The organism is Thermogutta hypogea (genome assembly GCF_055386265.1).
Genome location: NZ_AP042425.1, coordinates 2,386,694 through 2,404,607 on the forward strand (window position 1 = coordinate 2,386,694; position 17,914 = coordinate 2,404,607).

The window sequence follows — 17,914 nt, forward strand, 5'->3', positions numbered from 1 at the left end:
TCCGCCGTCTCGCCGCTCGTTAGGATTGCTGATCCGATTGCCGAAGGACCCTGGGAATGCAACGCGTCGATCGTTCGCTCGGTCGTTTTGCCGCCGTCGTTGTGTCGGCGTTCGCGCCGCTCCTCGCGCTGGCGCATGCGTTCGGAGAGCAGCCGAGAACCCCTGCAATGCAGGTCCGAGCATCCCGGGAGGACTTCCACCCCGCCCTGCCGTTGCTCGACGACCAAGGACAAAACGTTCTTTCCTCCCATCGCCCGGTCTCTGCCATGAAGACCTGCGGCGCCTGTCACGACGCGGAGTATATCTCCCGACACTGCTATCACGCCGATCTCGGGCTTAACGCGCGTTTCCTCCCCGGGTCCTTACCGGGGGCCCGACATGCTTGGGATTACACCCACGGCGGAGTAGGGAGCTGGAACCCGCTCACTTACCAACGTCTTTCTCCACCGGGCGACGACAAGCCGGATCTCGGGCTTGCCGATTGGCTGCGAATTTTCGGAAACCGGTACACGGGCGGAAGGCTGGGCACCGTCGGTTTCGGCGACACGCCCCTGGCGGGCCGGTCCCCCGACTCGAGAGAAAGAACCGCCGAGGCCGGGGACTCCGATTCGAAGCAGGCATCTTCCGAATCGCCGAACACAGCTCGATCGCCGAGTCCGGACGCCGGTTGGCAGCCCGATTTGCTGACCACCGACCTAGGACGAAACGCCCCGCAGCCTTGGGATTGGTCTGCCTCCGGATCCATGGAGTTCAATTGCTTTCTGTGCCACCTCCAACAGCCCGACAACATCGAACGCGTGCGGGATATCAAGAGCGGCGCCTTTGGCTGGGCGACCACGGCCACCTTGTCTCGGTCGGGCATCGTAGCCAGGGAAGAGCACGGATGGACATACCTGCCGTCGGCCTTCGATGCGGACGGAAAGGAGCAATCCCCGACCTTTCGCTTGGTCCGGCCGACGGCTGAGCATTGCGGGCAATGTCACGGCAAGGTTCACGTTGGAAACCGACCGCTGGAAATGGACGTGTCGCTGTCCGATTGGTCCACGCTCACCAAAGGCCAGGTCTTCTCGGGCCAACGGATGTCCGATTCGGCGATCAACCTGCGCAACAAGTCTCGGCTTTCGCAGCCTTGGGACGTGCATGCCGCCGCGCTCTTGGATTGCCGGCATTGCCACTTCTCGCTCGACAATCCGGCGTTGTTCGATCCTCCTTCGAACGGCCGTCCGAAGCACCTCGCGTTCGAGCCGAGACGACTTTCCTTTGGAGAATATCTTAGACAGCCAAGCCACCAATTTGCCAAAGGTGATACGCCTCAGAGCGGAATCGCCCCCGAATTCTCCGGAACGATGCGAACCTGCCGTGATTGTCACCGCGCGGACGCATCGCATGACTGGCTGCCGTTTCGGGCCGTGCATATGGCACGCCTGGAATGCGAAACGTGCCATGTGCCCATGGTTCACGCCCCCGCCGTCCGTTCGATCGATTGGCTGACTCCCCATGACGGCCGACCCGCGATCGAATGGCGCTGTCTGGAGCAAGCGAGCGGCGCGAACCCGCAGACCATCACGGGATTTCGACCCGCCATCCTCCCCCGGCGATCGGCCGACGGACGCCTGCGGCTGGGGCCCTACAACGTCATTCTGGCAAGCTATTGGCAGGAAAACGGTCCTTACACTCGGCCCGTACGGCTGTTCGATCTAGCCGCGGCACTCGGTTCGCCTACTTCGCCTACTGTTCCCGATGATCCGGCAACCGATCGCGGCGGAGCCGCGTCGCCGCTGGAGATTGCCGCCGGGTTACCGACGCCGGCTCGGGTCGAAGACGCCGCACCGCCCGACCTGGCAGCGATCTCCCGGCGCCTGCACGAGGCGGGCGTGAAGTCGCCGACCGCTCGATTCGAGCTTTATCCTTTCGCCGTCCATCACGGCGTTCAACCGGCGCGATCGGCCGTCCGAGACTGCGCCGCCTGCCACAGTTCCCGGTCCATTCTCGGCGCAACCTTTTCGCTCCGCTCCGGCCATCTACCGGACAAGCAAGTCCCGACTTTGGTGCCCCAAACGGGCATCGCGCAGGCCTTCCGAGTGAACTTCCCGGGGCATGAAGACGGGGAAGTCAGCCTGCAACCGATACCCGAGAAGGCGGGCTTCTACGTGTTTGGCAAGAGTCGAAGCCTCTGGGCGGACATCCCCGGCGCGGCCGTCCTGCTGGGCGTCGTTATCGCCGTTCTAACCCACGCATCCTTGCGCATTCGCGCCTCGCGGCGGAACGAATCCCGCCCACGAATCGCGGCGGAAGACGCCGCCGGGTAATCATCGCCGCACGGAGGGCATCGCCGGCATCCTCCCAATCCGTAACCGAAATAATGGAATCCGAGCAATCATGGCACGCCTTCGCATCTACACGCTTTACGAACGGGTGTGGCATTGGTTTCAGGCACTGTGCATCCTCGGCCTGATCGTTACCGGCTTCCACATCCATTTTCCGGACGCGTTGGGACTGTTTTCGTTTTCCGCCGCAATTTGGATCCACAACACGCTGGGCTGGATTCTGGTTTTGAACGCCTTTCTAGGTTTCTTCTATTACCTCACTACCGGAACCATTCGCCAACTGATTCCGGAACCCCGTGAGTTTCACGTCTTGGCCTGGCGGCAGTTTCGCTACTATCTCCACGGCATATTCCAGGGCGAGCGGCACCCGCTGGAACGCTCACCTCTGCGGCGGCTCAATCCTTTGCAGCAGGCAACCTATCTGATCATTCTGAACGTCCTCTTGCCGTTGCAGATCATCACCGGACTCGGACTTTGGTTCATGCAGTTCTCCCCGGATCTTCTGGATGCCGTCGGCGGGCTGGGCATTCCGGCGGGAATCCACATGCTGGGAGCCTGGCTGTTCACCGCCTTTCTCCTGGCTCATGTGTACCTGATAACCACCGGGCCGACCCCGTGGGCCCATCTCGTGACCATGATCACCGGATACGAAGAGATCGAACCGGCCGGCGAGACCGACGCGCTCGGACCATCCGGCGAGCCAAGCACGTAATCGAACATGTCGGATCCCGCAAGCCCTGCCTTCTTCAGGAGCACAGCCACGATGGAAGAACCCGCGCGAAGCGAAAAAAAGCCGACTCCCTATTGGAATCCCTATGTCGCCGGGGTCGCCCTCGGTGCGGTCCTATTCACGGCGTTTCTGGTCTCCGGAAGCGGCCTAGGGGCCTCGGGCGGCGTCGCGCGTTTGGTGGTGCAAGGCCTCAAGTCGATCAGCCCGTCGATGGTCAACCAAAACCACTATTTCGCCGGCATGGGCGGTGGCCACACCAATCCCCTCAACAACCGCATCGTCTGGATGGTCTTTGGTGCGATGGCGGGCGGATTCGCCTCCGGCCTGTTTTCGGGACGGCTCAAGGGGGAGATCTGTCGCGGACCGCAAACTCCCCCCGGCCTGCGCTTGGTCGCCGCCTTTGCCGGGGGATGCCTAATGGGTTGGGGAGCCGCCATGGCGCGGGGTTGCACTTCCGGACAGGCCCTTTCCGGCGGAGCCGTCCTTTCGCTCGGCAGTTGGGTCTTCATGCTGATGATCTTTGCGGCCGGCTATGCGTTGGCCCATCCGCTCCGCCGTCTGTGGATCTGACAAACGGCGAGCTTTTCCAGGAGAATCCGCGATGTTTCCGCTCCAATTATCCGGCACCGTCGACGTGCTCACGACCGTTCTGATCGGTTTCGCCTTCGGATTCGTTTTGGAGAAAGCCGGCTTCGGCAATTCCCGCAATCTCGCCGCGCAGTTTTACCTCTCGGACATGCGGGTATTGAAGGTCATGTTTTCGGCCATCGTTACGGCGATGCTGCTGATTTTCTCCGCGTCGGCGCTGGGTTGGGTCGATTTCGAGAGGATCTTCGTGCCTCCGACCTACCTGGGCGCTTCCCTGGCGGGCGGGGCGGCACTGGGAGTCGGCTTCATCATCGGCGGCTATTGTCCGGGTACCTCACTGGTCGCCCTGGCTACGTTCAAGTGGGACGGGCTGGTCTTCGCCTTCGGCGTGGCATGCGGCATGTTGCTCTTCGGTCTGACGGCGCCGAGCCTGATGACCTTTTGGACTACGGCCGGTGCCATGGGCCGCGTCACCATTTTCGAGTGGTTGGGCGTCGAGGCCGGAATCGTCGTTTCCGCGGTGCTGCTGATGGCGATCGGGGCCTTCTACTTGGCTGAGATTGCCGAGGCTCGCATCGTATGGGCTAAGCCGCCCGTGGCGGGCCGCCCCAATTCCCCCACCTTTCTCCGCGCCGCGGTCGCCTGCGGCTTTGCCGCGGCCGGTGTGGCTCTCGTCTGGGGCCAACCCGACGTGCAGCGAAAGATCGCCTGGAACCAAGCCGACCTCGACGCGCGAATTCGATCACGCAGTGTCTTCATCGATCCCGCCGAACTGCTCCACCTGATCCACAACAATCAGGTGGAGCGGCTCCTGCTCGACGTCCGGGACGAAAGCGACTACAACGTCTTCCACCTCAAAGATGCCGTCCGAACCACGATCGCGGAAATCGATCAATTCTGGGTCAAGAGCATTCGACCGGAGCAGGTCATCGTCGTCATGTCCAACGACGAAGCCCGGGCGGTGGAGGCGTGGAAGCACCTGGCTGTCCATCGTGGAATCAATGCCTACGTTCTCGCGGGAGGAGTGAATCGCTGGTGCGAAATCTATTGGGCGGGCAACTTCGAGGCCCCGGGTCCGGAGTTTCCCGCAGCAGGAGACGACCGATTCCGCTACGCCGACGCATTCGCCAAGGCGGAGAATCCGGCGTCGCAGCTCCTGCTCGTCCGATTCTCGCCCGCGATGGGAGATCGCGATACCGCGGCCCGTCCCGGTGCCGAGTATCTCGCCCGGCGCGAATTCCAAACCAAGATTCGACTGCTGCGAGCGGTCAAAGCGCCTGGGGGCGGTTGCGGCGGTTGACGTTCTCGATCGCGTCCTTCACCGGTCCGGCTTCAGACTCTCCGCGTCTCCGCCGCGACGCAAGCCATCGCCAGATCCTTGAGCGCCTTGAGGTCCAGCTTTCCCGTACCGAGCACGGGGATGGTCTCCACCCGGTAAAAACTATCCGCCGAGGGAATCCAGAGCGGCGGAAGATTGCTCTCTTGCAAAGCGGCCACGATCGCTTCGGGCGAGTTTCGAAGTTCGGTGAAGAGCACCACCAGACGCTCCCCTTTTCTCTCGTCGGGGACCCCGGTCACGGCGAACGTCAAAACATCCTCATCGCCGCTTTGCTCGACCCTTCCGATCTGCTCTTCCACGGCCAGATGCGGGACCATTTCGCCCGCGATCTTGGAGAAGCGACTGAGCCGGCCGGTAATGGTGATGAATCCGTCGGCATCCAATTGGGCCAAGTCGCCGGTTCGGTACCATCCGTCACGAACGACGGCGGCGGTTTGCTCGGGTTCGTGCCAGTAGCCCTTCATTACATTCGGGCCTTTCACCCATAACATGCCGGGCTGCCCCAGTCCCAGGTCCTCGTCGGTTTCCAAATCCTTGACCTTGACGGCCACCCCGGGAATGGGTCGTCCCACCGTGCCCGGCTTGGAGGCGGTAAACCACGGATCGCGAACGCGAGACGAAGGAATGTTGGAGGACACGACCGGCGATAATTCGGTCGTCCCGTAGCCCTCGAGCGGGCGAATGCCGAATTTTTCCTCGAAGGCGTCGGCCACCTCGGGAGGCAGTTTTTCCGCGCCCGTAATCAAGACCTCCAGCGTCGCGAAGTCCTCCGGTTCGCAACGCCGGATGTACGAGCGGAGAAACGTCGGCGTCGCCACCAGGATTGTAGCCTTGTGCTTGCGGCACAGGTTTCCCACGGGGCGCGGCTCCAGGGGGCTGTAGTGATAGATCACCTTGGGCGCGAGCTGGAGCGCCGACCACAAGGTCGTGGTGTATCCGAACGAGTGGAACAGGGGGAGAATACCGCAGAGAACATCCGATCTGCGGAGATGCAGGATTTGATCGAAGGCCGTCACATTCGAGCCGACGTTGCGGTGCGTGAGCATCACGCCCTTGGGCTTGCCCGTCGAACCGGAGGTGAAGATGATCGTGAGCACGTCCTCGGGATCGATGGTATGCAGCCGCAGCACGCGTTCCAGCAGGAACGACGGCACGAGGAGCGCCGCCGCAAGAGAAGCGAGCTTGTCCCAAAATCGAATCTTCGGCCGCACGTCCTCCAAACACACGATCTCAGCGTCGAGGTCGAACGAAAATCGCTCCAGAACGCGGCGGCTGGTCAGCACGTGCTTCAGGCCGGCCGTGTGAATGCAGTGATTGAGCAACTCCGAGGAGAGCGTGTAATTCAAATTGACGGCGGTACGGCGATCGAGCGCCAGAGCCGCGTTCACGACCACCCCGCCGACCGAGGGCGGCAAGAGCACGCCCACGTTGGGTTCGTCGTGGGATAGAACTTCCCGTCGCAGAGCCCGCCGCAACACCAGCCCCATCGTCAGCAGCGCAAGCCCGCGAAGCTCGACGCCCGAGCTGTCGGCGACCTTCTTCTTCCACGGCACGGACCGCGCGGCGCGGAGGAAACGTCGCACCGGAACGATATGCCGCGGAGGTTGTCGCCGCACGGCCTCTCCGCTCAATTCTTGGACCGCGATTTGCGCTTCGAGAGGCGACTTGCACCCGAACAAGGGCTTGCCGATATATACGGTGACGCGGCGTGCCCATAGACGCGGCACTTTGAAGAAGAATCGCCCCCCGGAAAAGCTGAAAATACTTCCCCAAAGCCCGTCGATGTAAACCGGTATGACCGGGACGTCTTGCCCGCGCGCGAGTTTCAGAAACCCCGGCTGAAAGCCTCGCATTTGCCCCGTCCTGGAAATGCCGCCTTCGGGAAAGATGCCGACCAAGCCGCCGGACTCCAGAGTTTTCCGCGCCTCGCGCAAGCCCGCCGCCAAGCTTTTCGAGCCGGGGACGATCGAAATCACTCCCGCGCCCGCCCGCAGACGGCGAAGCAGCGGTGAATCGACGTACTTGGCATGCGCGATCATGCGAATGGGCCGGGGCATGGCCAAGATCATCAGAATCCCGTCCAGCCAACTGATGTGGTTGGAGACCACGACGGCCCCACCCGTAGCCGGAATATTCTCCAACCCCACCACGCGCCATCGGTACCGCAATCGAAAGGCCCATCGAAAGAGGACGCGCAGGGTATCGACGGGCGTCAAAATCACGATCGTGACGAATACCGGCGCGGTCAGGATCCCGGCCGCGACGAACATCTGCCGCGACGACAGCCCCAACCAAGAGGCCAATAGGCCGAACACCGCCGATCCCAACAGCATGCCGGAAAAGCTCAAGAAGTTGTACGCGGCGAGGATTCGCCCCCTTTCCTCGGGAGGGCTTTCGTACTGAAGCGTGGCAATCAAGGGAATGTCGTAAAGCCCCGCGAAAGAGCCGAGCAGAAACAAGAGTATACAGGCGACAAAATAGGGGTACGAATTCCAGTGACCGGTCCCCTCCGGCAACAAGGCGAAGGCCAGCGCGGTCAGCATGATACCCAGCGCCCCGACGGATACCAGTCCGCGTTCGATCGTGCCGTGCGACCATACGCCGGCCAGGAGGCTTCCCAACCCGATCCCCAAGGTAAGTACGCCGAGCATCGGTCCGACGTAAGCCTGCCCCTCGCGTCCCACCAACTCGGGCACGGCCAGCTTGTCGATGGTGAGCTGAAGGATCAAACCGAGCGTCCAAAAGTAGGCGCTGCCCAACCCGGCCAACCACAGGATGCGATGCCGGAACAACTCGCGGAGGTCGCGAAAGGCCTGAGCGAACGGTTGCCAAGGGATCGGACGGCCGGGATCGGCCGGCGGCAGCGGCCGCACCATCAGGCTCGCCAGCCAGCCCGTCGTTGCCACCCCTAACAGCACCGTGGCGTGAATCCACCAGCGATACTGCCCGGGACCGCAGCCCAATTCCGCGGCCAGGGCCTGATCGACGCACGTCGTGAGCGAATAGAGCCAATTGCCGAGCGAACCGCCGATGATGACCGCCGCCATCGTCGTCAGGCCGATGATCCCGTTGGCGGCGGAAATATACCGCGGGGCGACGATCTCCGGAATACTCCCGTACTTGGCGGGGCTGAAGAACGCACTTTGCGCCCCCATCAAGAACAGTACGACCACCAGAAATATCAAGTTGCCGGTGAGAATGGCGACGACGCCCAACCCCATCAGCACGATTTCGGCCAACTTGGCCCCCACCAGGACGCTTCGTTTGCTGAAGCGATCCGAAATGCAGCCCGCCCAACCGGCGAGCAAGATAAAGGGCAACAAGAACACGAACGACCCTACGGCCCGAGCCACGTCCGCCGACTGCTGCAACTGGCTGGAAACCAAGTCCTTGCCGATCGGGATCAGCAACCAGCGGAAGATGTTATCGTTCAGCGCCACCGTGAACTGCGTGACCAGGAGCGCGATGAAACTCCCTGACCACATCCCGGTTTCGGAAGGCGACGCATTTCCCGAGGGAGTCGGACCGTCTTTCGCTTCGATCATGCGGAAACAGCAACAAAAGGACACCAGGGAAAAGGACGGCGGGCAAAGACCGGGAAATCGGCTCGGAATTTAACGCATCCTATCAGCAGCGATTTTTCGCGGCAAGGGCCGCGAGGGCAAGGACGCGCCGCCGCATCGCGGCGCCTCGAGGCGATTCTGAGAGCCCGATCCGTGCACAATCGTCCCCGCCGCGATAAACTGCTAACATAACTTTCTAAGGACGTCGTACCGACCCGTTGAGACCGCAAACACCACCGGAGAAATCACACCATGAAACGGACGATCTACCCCCTCGCCTTGTTTGCCTGTCACCTTTCGGTTGCGTCGATCGCGCTCTCGGCCGACCGGCCGACCTCGGTCGATGAGATCGTGCCGCCGGGCACGGAAGTGCAGATACTCGGCGAAGGGTACGGCTTTTGCGAAGGTCCGGCCGCCGACGCCGAGGGAAATGTCTACTTTTCGGACGGCAAGAAAGACTCCATTCATATCTACCGGCCGGGACACGGCGTCGAACTCTTCGTCGACGACAGCACGGACGCCAACGGCATGATGTTCGACGCGGAAGGCCGCCTCCTGGTCTGCGAGGGCGCCGCATTCCGCGTCGTGGCCTTCGACGTGAAAACGAAAGAGAAACAAATTCTCGTCTCCCAAATCGACGGTACCCGCTTCAATGAACCGAACGATCTGACGATCGACCGGACCGGGGGATTCTACTTCACCGATCCCAACTACCGGCATCGCGGACAAGAGACTGTGATGAAGGAAGACGTCTACTATGTCGATCGCGACCGCCGGGTCCGCCGCGTGTCCACGGTCTGCGTTAAGCCCAACGGCATTCTGTTGACGCCCGACGAGCGGACGCTTTACCTGGCGGACAACGGGACCGGCATCATCTACAAATACCGTGTCACGTCGCCCGGAATGCTCGCCGACGAATCGAAGTGGATCGATCTCGGCGGACCGCGTCCCGACGGGATGACGCTCGATGAATTCGGCAATCTTTACATCGCTTGCGGCGGGGCGGGCATCAAAGTCTATTCCGAGACCGGCCGGCCGCTGGGCACCATCCGCGTCCCGTACGCCTCCAATTGCGTTTTCGGCGGCCCGGACTTTTCGACCCTCTACGTCACTTCCCGTGACAAATTCCTGGGCATCCCGACGCGGGTGAAAGGAGTTCCGCCGCTTTGCGCCGCCAAATAGAGCCGGGACATCCGAACCGTCTCACGATCATTCCGGTCTTTCTCGGCAGGCCAACGAACAAGCCGGCGCCGTTCCCGGCTCGCAAATCGATCAGGCCGACCGAACCGGCGACCGCCCGTACGATAGAATTGATAGGATCGGAATGCCGCAACGGGCACCGATCCGCCGGTCGTCGACGCGGGAGCGTCATTCGAACGCCCGGGCTTGTCGGCGATGATTGCGGCGCGGGGACGGCGAATTTGAGTCGAGCCGGACGTTCGTCTCCCGCGCCATGGCAATTCCATCACGGTTTTCGAGGATCACTCGGGTGTCGCTGATACCGATTCCCTCTTGGTGGAAACGCTGGAGCGAGTCTTTCCGCCCCGGCGTTCGCGAACGGGTCCTGTTCGAGGACGCACTCAAACTGTTGCATGACCGCCACTCCGAGGGATTGCCGGCGAGCGTGGATGACTTTGCTCGGTCGCTTCGCGTCTCTCGGCAAAAGGCGGAACAGGTCGTCGCGCGGCTGGAGCAGATGGGATTATTGGCTCGGGACGCCGCGGGCCGAATTCGGGCGACGGACGACGGCCGCCGTGAAGCGATTCGCATTGTGCGGATTCACCGACTTTGGGAACGCTACTTGGCCGAAGAAACGGGAATCCCTCCCGACGATTGGCATCGCCGCGCCCATGAGCTGGAACACCTGACGAACGACGAGGATCTGCGGGCGTTGGAACGCAGTCTCGGCTTCCCGCAATACGATCCTCACGGAGACCCTATTCCCTCGGCGGGCGGCAGTGTGCCTCCGCCGCGCGGCGACCGCGTCGAACTGGCCCGCCCCGGCGACACCCTGGTCATCAGCCACTTGGAGGACGAGCCGCACGCGCCGTACGCCGAATTGCTTTCGCACGGCTTGGCCGTGGGCATGCCGATCCGCTTGGATCGCGTCGGCGAGGACTCGGTGCGGTTGGAGTCGCAAGGTCAAACGGTGCAGATCACGCGCGACGCCGCGCGGAACCTCTGGGTCCGCCGCGCGGAATTGCGGCCCGACCAACAGGCCATGTTGGACGGGCGAACCTTGGCGGCGGTGGAGGTGGGGGAATCGGCCGTCGTCCGCGGCCTTTCACCCCGTGTTCGCGGTTTGCAGCGCCGGCGGCTGCTCGACCTGGGATTCGTCCCCGGAAGCGTCGTGACACCCGAGTTCCGAAGCCCGGGCGGCGACCCCACGGCCTTCCGCGTCCGGGGCACGTTGATCGCCCTGCGAAGGGATCAGGCCGCCCTGATCTTCGTGGAAACGCCCGCAGCAACGGCCGCTGCGGGAGATACGGACCGGCGCGGTCACCCCGCGGAAAAAGCCTCCGACTGACTTGGACTGACGTACGACGCGATTTCTTCGCCCGAACGACACATGAATACATCCTCGTGCGGAACCTGCTCTCAATCACGCCGTCCCCAGATTGTGCGGCTGGGCATCGAGTTGGACGGCTACGATTACGTGGCGGCTTTGGCGGGCAACCCCAATACCGGCAAGAGTACCGTATTCAACGCCTTGACCGGCCTTCACCAACACACCGGCAATTGGCCGGGAAAGACCGTCACCCGGGCCGAGGGTGCGTTCGCGTATGAGGGCCGCCGATTCAAGTTGGTGGATCTGCCGGGAACCTATTCCCTCATGGCCACCAGCTTGGACGAGGAGGTGGCGCGCGATTTCCTGCTCTTCGGTCAACCCGACGTGACCATCATCGTGGTGGACGGTTCCCGGCTGGAACGCAACCTGAACTTGGTCCTGCAAGTGCTGGAAATCACCGATCGGGCGGTCTTGTGCCTGAACCTCATGGACGAGGTCCGCCGCCACGGCATGGAGATCGACACACAGCGTCTGGCCGCGGAGCTGGGAATCCCGGTCGTTCCCGCATCCGCTCGGTTCGGAAAAGGGATCCCGGAACTCATTCAGACCGTGCACGATGTGGCCACGGGCAAGATCACGTGTCAGCCCAGGCGCGTCGGCGGACAGACACCCGGCTTGCAACGCGCGGTACAGCAGATTTCCAGCAGCCTGCGGGAGGTGTTTCCGCATTTGACGAACGCCGACTGGGTCAGCCTGCGGCTCTTGGACGGCGACCCGCGCGTGACCGAAGCCGTTCTCTGCGGCGAGTTCCGCGAGCTGAAAGACGCCGAGACGCTGCTGGGAGAAACCGCCGCGACGAAAGCCTCCGCCGTCGCGGAAGCAGAGATCCCGGCGCCCCTGCGGCAACGTCTCGAATCGATCCTGGAGCAAGCCGGCAAACTCCGCTGGGAGATCGGCATGGACTTTCATCAGGTCTTGGTGGAAGCCGTGTACGCCGAGGCCGCCCGCATCGCCGGCAACGTGGTCCGCGTCCGGCGCGAGCCCTCGGCCGAGGACTGGGATCGGCGGCTCGACCGCATCCTCACCAGCAGAATCTATGGCTATCCCATCATGATCGGGCTGTTCCTGATCGTGATTTGGCTTACCGTGCAAGGCGCGAATTACCCCTCCGCCCTGCTCTCCGCAATCCTGGTGGATACGCTCCATCCCGTGCTTCGTGATGCGGCCCTATGGGCGGGCGTGCCGGGCTGGATTCGCGGACCGCTCATCGACGGCGGTTATCTCGCCATGGCCTGGGTCGTCAGCGTGATGTTCCCCCCGATGGCCATCTTTTTCCCCATCTTTACCTTGCTGGAAGACTTCGGCTACCTGCCCCGCGTGGCGTTCAATCTCGATCGCCTCTTTCGGTGGGCCGGCGCCCACGGCAAACAGGCGTTGACCATGACCATGGGCTTCGGCTGCAACGCCGCCGGCGTCGTCGCCTGCCGCGTCATCGACAGTCCTCGAGAACGGCTGCTGGCCATCGTGACCAACAATTTCTCCCTCTGCAACGGTCGCTGGCCGACGCAAATCCTGCTCGCCACGATATTTCTGGGAGCCCTGGCGCCCCCCTACTTGGCCGGTATCGTCGCCACCCTCGGCGTCGTCGGCGTGGCCATGTTGGGAGTCGTGTTCACATTTCTCGTCTCGCGGGCGCTCAGCCGCACCGTGCTTCGCGGCGAGGTCTCCACCTTCCACTTGGAACTGCCCCCTTATCGCCCGCCGCGACTGCTTCAGACTCTGTACACCTCCTTGATCGACCGGACCCTGATCGTGCTAGGGCGCGCCGTGATGTTCGCTTTTCCCGCCGGTATCGCGATCTGGCTGCTCGCCAACATCACCCTCGCGGATCGCTCCTTGGCCGAGCACATCATCCGTGGCCTCAATCCGCTGGGCCTGGCGGTGGGGTTGAACGGCGTGATTTTGCTGGCCTATATCATCGCCATCCCCGCCAATGAAATCGTCATCCCCACGGTCTTGATGCTGACCGTCCTGACGACGAACCTGTCGGGTGTCGGGGCGGCGCCGGGCGTCTTGTTCGAACCGCAAGACGTGGCCGCCACGGCCGAAATCCTGCGGCAAGGCGGCTGGACCACGCTGACCGCCGTTTGCTTGATGCTGTTCAGCCTGCTGCACAACCCCTGTTCCACCACCATTTACACCATCTACCGGGAGACCGGCAGCGTCAAATGGACCGCCCTGTCCACCCTGCTGCCGATCGTCCTGGGATTTGCCGTCTGCTTCGTCGTCCGTGTATCGGCCGGGATTCTCCTGCCGGGTTAACAAGCTGCGACGCATGGTCGCCGGGACGAGGTCCCGCCCTCCCGAGACTCGGACGCGAGGCCGGCGAGCCTCGGCCCAACATCGCGCCCGATCGGGACGCTCCCCGAGGCGTTTCCCAAGGCGTCTGCTTGCCGCCCGACCTGCGCGATGATAGAATGCACAACCTTGGGATTTGTGGCCGCTTGCAGCCAGCTCTGCTAAAGTGCCGGCGTCGCTCTTCGGCGTGCCCGGGAGCAACGATCCAACACCGATCCAGATATGCCGCGACGGCCCGGTTGTTCGTCGCGGCTTTTGTTTTTGGATCGGTGCGGCGGAGAGCTTGCCGCGCACGTTTTTCGGGGATCGTGCCTTGATCCATGCCCTGCATCCAACCATCGAGGTGTGAACGCTCATGTCCGACTCCGCGAGTCCTCTTTCCCGGTCCGCATCCGACGCTCCTCGCTTGGCCACGCTTTGCGTGCACGGCGGCGAGGATCGCTTCAAGCCCTGCCATTCGATCACGGACCCTGTTTTCTTCACCGCCACCTACACCTTCGAGAATACCGCGGCCGTCCTGGAGTACGTGGAAAAAAAGCTGCCGCGCGACGAATACGGTCGTTACAGCAACCCCACGGAGCGCGTCTTGGAACAGAAACTGGCCGCGATCGAGGGCGGTGAATCGGCCGTCGCCTTCGCCACCGGCATGGCCGCCGTTACCTGCTATTTGATGAGCAAGGTCCAAGCCGGCGACGAAATCATCTTGTTCGATGAGTGTTACCATCGCAGCCGCGAGTTCTGCACCAAGGTCCTCGGCAAGTACGGCGTGGTCACGCATCAGATCCCGGCCTGCGACTACGAGAAGATGGAGGCGGCCATCAACCCCCGCACCAAGCTCCTCATCAGCGAATCGCCGACGAATCCCCACCTCAGCGTCGTGGACTTGGAACGATTCGCCGCACTGGGGAAAAAGTACGGCATCGAAACCATGATCGATGCCACGTTGGCCACGCCGTACAACGTTCGCCCGTTGGAATACGGCATCGATTGCGTCCTCCACTCCTGCACCAAGTATCTGGGCGGGCACAACGACCTTCTGGCCGGTGCCGTCATCGGCCGCAAGGAAGTTTTGGAGCCGGTCCGCAAGCTCCGCGGCGTGATGGGGGTGAATTTGACGTCGCAAGCGTCCTATCTGTTGCTTCGCGGCCTCAAGACCTTCGCACTTCGCATGCGGCAGCACAATCAAAACGGCCTGGCCCTGGCACAGTTCTTGGAGCGGCACCCTCGCGTGGAAAAGGTGTATTACCCGGGCTTGCCCAGCCACCGCGATTACGAGATCGCCCGGCGCACGATGCGAGGGTTCGGGGGTCTGGTAACGTTCCTGGTCCGCGACGCAGACGCCGAGGCCACGGCGCGGATCGTGGATGCCGTGCGTATTCCCCGCATCGGCCCGAGCTTGGGGGGCGCCGAATCCTTAATCGAACAGCCGATCTTCATGAGCTACCACGACTTCACCATGGATCAGCGGCGCGCCGTCGGGATTCTGGACAACATGATCCGCGTCTCATGCGGTCTGGAAGATACCGAAGATCTGATCGCCGACTTCGCCCAGGCCTTGGAACACTGATCCGCGGTTAGTACGCGCGTCCGTGCGATCGTGCCGCAACGCCACCCATGATCGCGACCGCGCGGCGACCGATGAGCCGATCGGATTGCTTTCCGGCCTCGCAGCCTTTTGAGCCAAAACCATATGCACTTTCGAACCAAAGCCATCCACATCGGTAATGAACCGGACGCCACGGGAGCGGTGGTCCCGCCGATCTATCTGGCCGCTACTTTCGTGCAACCGGGAGCCGGGGACTGGGGCGCCTTCGACTACTCCCGCAGCGGCAACCCAACCCGTAAGGCGTTCGAAACTACCCTAGCGGCGTTGGAGTCCGGTTGCGGCGCACTGGCCTTTTCCTCCGGAATGGCGGCCGTGCATTGCGTCACGATGTTGCTCAAGAGCGGCGACCACATCCTGGCCGGGCGGGACCTGTACGGCGGAAGCTTTCGCCTCTTCCACAAGATCATCGACCGCGCCGGGATTGACGTGACGCTCGTCCCTACGGAAGACCTGGACGCGGTCCGGGCGGCCGTGCGCTCGAACACCAGGCTGCTCTGGATCGAATCCCCCGGCAATCCGCTACTCACCATCACGGATATCGCCGCCTGTGCCGAGATCGCCCACCGCCACGGGGCCTTGCTTGCCGTGGACAACACTTTCGCCACGCCGGTTCTCACCCGCCCGCTGGAGCTGGGGGCGGACATCAGCATGCATTCCGTGACGAAATACATCGGCGGCCACAGCGACGTGCTGGGAGGGGCCTTGATTGTGCGTGACGAGGAGCTTTTCCAAAGGCTGTATTTCATCCAAAACGCGACCGGCGCGGTCATGGCCCCGCTGGAATCCTACCTCAGCGGCCGCGGTTTGAAGACGCTGGAACTTCGGATCCGTGCCCAATGTCAAACCGCCGAGGCGATCGCCGCGTTCTTGGCTTCCCATCCCCGCGTCCGAAGGGTCTTGTACCCCGGCTTGCCCTCCCACCCAGGCCACGAGATCGCCCAAAAGCAGATGTCGGGCGGCTTCGGGGCCATGATTAGCTTTGAGCTGCAAAGCGGCTATGACGAGGCAAAGCGGGTCGTCGAAACGACGCGTCTCTTTCAGCTTGCCGTCAGCTTGGGGGCGGTCGAATCTCTGATTGAACAACCGGCGTCCATGTCGCATGCCAGTTACGACCCCCAGGTTCGCCGCGCGAATGGAATCAGCGACGGACTGATTCGCCTTTCGGTGGGTCTGGAGCACGCGGACGACCTGATCGAAGATTTGGACCGCGCCTTGTCCGCAGCGTAATTCCCCCCAGAAAACTCCTACAAGATCCCATCCATCTCGCCCATCTTTGCAATCATTCGACTCGTTTGAGCAATCTTTTCTACTTAGGAAGACTTTTCCGAAAGTTTTGACTCTGCCGGTGACGATGTCTTTTCCGGCACATTAGGCCACGGGAGCGCTGCTCCGATGGCCGGGAAGACGATTGCCTCCGGTAATGAGAGAGATCATGTCATGCTCCGTCCGCTGAAAACCCGCCTGACAATCGGCGCCGCTCTTTTGATGCTGTGGGCTATCCCCGGAATCGGCCAAGAGACGGACTATATCGCGCGGACGCAAAGTCGTTGGGCCGATCGGGCGATTCGCTCCAATACGTCGCCCTATGAAGCCGGAGGGGGCGTCCTGTCTCATGCAGGCGAATTGCCCCCCTCGCGTGCCCGGGTCGTCTCCGACCGACCCGTTTCGACCGGCGCTCGCTATCTCCGCGCGTCTCAGGAATCAGGACCGATCGAGACCATTCCCCCCGGTGAACTATTGGAAGGGCCGATTCCGGACGACGAGTCGTCCGTGCAGTACGAAGAAATGGCCCCAGCTTGGGGCGGTCCGGCCGGCGATTACGGTCCCGGCTATTGGTACCCCGGCTATTTTCTATTTCAAGGCGCCTGGATTGACGGGCTGAGCGTCCACGCAGGCGTGCACGGGTTCAAAGGCCCCATGGACCTGGGCGGCAACGGCAACTTCGGCTTCCACGAAGGGCTGAACTTCGGCGCCCCGATCGGCGGCCCGTGGGGGATCGGTTATCAAGTCGGAGCCCAAGTAACACACAGCGATTTCGCCGGCAACCAGGCGTTGACCCTCTTCGACCCCAACGCCATCACGGATCAGGATCGCAACCAGTTTTTCCTCACCGCGGGCATCTTCCGCCGTCCCGACTGTGGGCGATGGCAATGGGCGGTCGCGGTCGACTGGCTTCACGAAGATTTCTACGAAGACGCCGATTTCCTGCAATTGCGGCACGAAATCTCATTCCTGCTGGATGATTGCCGCGAAATCGGCTACATGGGGATGTACGGTCTGAAAGACAGTGAAGTCACCATCCCACGCGAGAACATCCAAGCCGCCCCTGCCATCCTGGATCTTTCGGTACTGGATCGCTACGGCTTCTTTTACCGTCGCAAGTTCGAGGAGGGCGGAGAAGGCCGCATTTGGGCGGGTTGGTCGGGCTACGGAGATGCCTTCATCGGCGCGGATGCCGTCGTGCCGTTGGGGCGCAGTTGGGCCCTCGAAAGCAATTTCGCCTATCTCGCCCCCAAAACCGGCAGCGGCCTGGACGGCCAGATCGACGAGAGCTGGAGCCTCAACATCGGCTTGGTCTGGTACCCACGGCGTCCCGTGCAATGCGCTCTGTCCGACCCGTACCGGCCCGTCTTGGGCGTGGGCGACAACACCAGCGTCATGCTCCGCGGACGGACGCGTTAGCCGCCGGGATTGGAAACCGAAGGTCGCCGGCGGCTGGAAGCCCCGGTCCTCTCCGTCCCCATCGGCGACGCCTCCCACAGCACACCCCAGGACGGAGTCGAGTCAACTCCAACTCAGCCCTCAACCATCGCGGCCGCCGCAGAGGCGGCCCGATTGCTTTCTTGCCCTGACCTGGAGCCGAGACCCCTGCTGTTCTATTCTAGCCAAGGGGA

The 17,914-nt window shown here is 62.6% G+C and carries 11 protein-coding genes; 10 read left to right on the forward strand and 1 reads right to left on the reverse strand.

Annotated features, from left to right (window positions below; genetic code table 11):
• The first annotated feature begins 56 nt into the window (after positions 1 to 56).
• The 4 genes from ACZ5B4_RS08615 (at position 57) to ACZ5B4_RS08630 (ending at position 4,945) form a co-directional block, all read left to right on the forward strand.
• Positions 57 to 2,309 carry a hypothetical protein gene (locus ACZ5B4_RS08615; protein ID WP_464910819.1) on the forward strand — a complete coding sequence of 751 codons (2,253 nt, stop codon included), beginning with the start codon at positions 57 to 59 and terminating at the stop codon, positions 2,307 to 2,309.
• Positions 2,310 to 2,379: 70 nt separating this feature from the next.
• On the forward strand, positions 2,380 to 3,039 hold the full coding sequence (locus ACZ5B4_RS08620; RefSeq protein WP_464910820.1) for a cytochrome b/b6 domain-containing protein: 660 nt from the start codon (positions 2,380 to 2,382) through the stop codon (positions 3,037 to 3,039).
• Positions 3,040 to 3,090: 51 nt separating this feature from the next.
• The gene (locus ACZ5B4_RS08625) at positions 3,091 to 3,627 is read left to right on the forward strand and encodes a YeeE/YedE thiosulfate transporter family protein (RefSeq protein ID WP_464910821.1); all 537 of its coding nucleotides are present in this window, start codon (positions 3,091 to 3,093) and stop codon (positions 3,625 to 3,627) included.
• A gap of 31 nt (positions 3,628 to 3,658) precedes the next feature.
• On the forward strand, positions 3,659 to 4,945 hold the full coding sequence (locus tag ACZ5B4_RS08630; protein ID WP_464910822.1) for a rhodanese-like domain-containing protein: 1,287 nt from the start codon (positions 3,659 to 3,661) through the stop codon (positions 4,943 to 4,945).
• Positions 4,946 to 4,977: 32 nt separating this feature from the next.
• Here ACZ5B4_RS08630 and ACZ5B4_RS08635 read toward each other — a convergent pair whose 3' ends face one another.
• Positions 4,978 to 8,469: an MFS transporter gene (locus ACZ5B4_RS08635; RefSeq protein ID WP_464910823.1), complete on the reverse strand. Its 3,492-nt coding sequence runs from the start codon at positions 8,467 to 8,469 to the stop codon at positions 4,978 to 4,980.
• A 330-nt stretch (positions 8,470 to 8,799) separates the two neighbouring features.
• On the opposite strand from ACZ5B4_RS08635, the gene ACZ5B4_RS08640 reads away from it, so the two are divergent.
• From ACZ5B4_RS08640 to ACZ5B4_RS08665, 6 genes are all read left to right on the forward strand, one after another.
• Positions 8,800 to 9,729 carry an SMP-30/gluconolactonase/LRE family protein gene (locus tag ACZ5B4_RS08640; protein ID WP_464910824.1) on the forward strand — a complete coding sequence of 310 codons (930 nt, stop codon included), beginning with the start codon at positions 8,800 to 8,802 and terminating at the stop codon, positions 9,727 to 9,729.
• 307 nt (positions 9,730 to 10,036) lie between these two features.
• Positions 10,037 to 11,074 (forward strand): metal-dependent transcriptional regulator, encoded by a 1,038-nt coding sequence (locus tag ACZ5B4_RS08645; RefSeq protein ID WP_464910825.1) that lies wholly within the window; start codon positions 10,037 to 10,039, stop codon positions 11,072 to 11,074.
• Between the two features lie 42 nt (positions 11,075 to 11,116).
• The gene (gene feoB, locus ACZ5B4_RS08650; RefSeq protein WP_464910826.1) at positions 11,117 to 13,378 is read left to right on the forward strand and encodes a ferrous iron transport protein B; all 2,262 of its coding nucleotides are present in this window, start codon (positions 11,117 to 11,119) and stop codon (positions 13,376 to 13,378) included.
• 391 nt (positions 13,379 to 13,769) lie between these two features.
• A complete protein-coding gene (locus ACZ5B4_RS08655) occupies positions 13,770 to 14,981 on the forward strand; it encodes a trans-sulfuration enzyme family protein (RefSeq protein WP_464910827.1) in 1,212 nt (403 codons plus the stop codon).
• A gap of 123 nt (positions 14,982 to 15,104) precedes the next feature.
• Positions 15,105 to 16,247 (forward strand): trans-sulfuration enzyme family protein, encoded by a 1,143-nt coding sequence (locus ACZ5B4_RS08660; RefSeq protein ID WP_464910828.1) that lies wholly within the window; start codon positions 15,105 to 15,107, stop codon positions 16,245 to 16,247.
• Between the two features lie 210 nt (positions 16,248 to 16,457).
• Positions 16,458 to 17,702 carry a DUF6666 family protein gene (locus ACZ5B4_RS08665; RefSeq protein WP_464910829.1) on the forward strand — a complete coding sequence of 415 codons (1,245 nt, stop codon included), beginning with the start codon at positions 16,458 to 16,460 and terminating at the stop codon, positions 17,700 to 17,702.
• Positions 17,703 to 17,914 lie beyond the last annotated feature (212 nt).

Coding starts and splice junctions, on each gene's coding strand:
- ACZ5B4_RS08615 (WP_464910819.1), top strand. CDS start 57: ATGCAACGCGTCGATCGTTCGCTCGGTCGTTTTGCCGCCGTCGTTGTG.
- ACZ5B4_RS08620 (WP_464910820.1), top strand. CDS start 2,380: ATGGCACGCCTTCGCATCTACACGCTTTACGAACGGGTGTGGCATTGG.
- ACZ5B4_RS08625 (WP_464910821.1), top strand. CDS start 3,091: ATGGAAGAACCCGCGCGAAGCGAAAAAAAGCCGACTCCCTATTGGAAT.
- ACZ5B4_RS08630 (WP_464910822.1), top strand. CDS start 3,659: ATGTTTCCGCTCCAATTATCCGGCACCGTCGACGTGCTCACGACCGTT.
- ACZ5B4_RS08635 (WP_464910823.1), bottom strand. CDS start 8,469: ATGTGGTCAGGGAGTTTCATCGCGCTCCTGGTCACGCAGTTCACGGTG.
- ACZ5B4_RS08640 (WP_464910824.1), top strand. CDS start 8,800: ATGAAACGGACGATCTACCCCCTCGCCTTGTTTGCCTGTCACCTTTCG.
- feoB (WP_464910826.1), top strand. CDS start 11,117: ATGAATACATCCTCGTGCGGAACCTGCTCTCAATCACGCCGTCCCCAG.
- ACZ5B4_RS08655 (WP_464910827.1), top strand. CDS start 13,770: ATGTCCGACTCCGCGAGTCCTCTTTCCCGGTCCGCATCCGACGCTCCT.
- ACZ5B4_RS08660 (WP_464910828.1), top strand. CDS start 15,105: ATGCACTTTCGAACCAAAGCCATCCACATCGGTAATGAACCGGACGCC.
- ACZ5B4_RS08665 (WP_464910829.1), top strand. CDS start 16,458: ATGCTCCGTCCGCTGAAAACCCGCCTGACAATCGGCGCCGCTCTTTTG.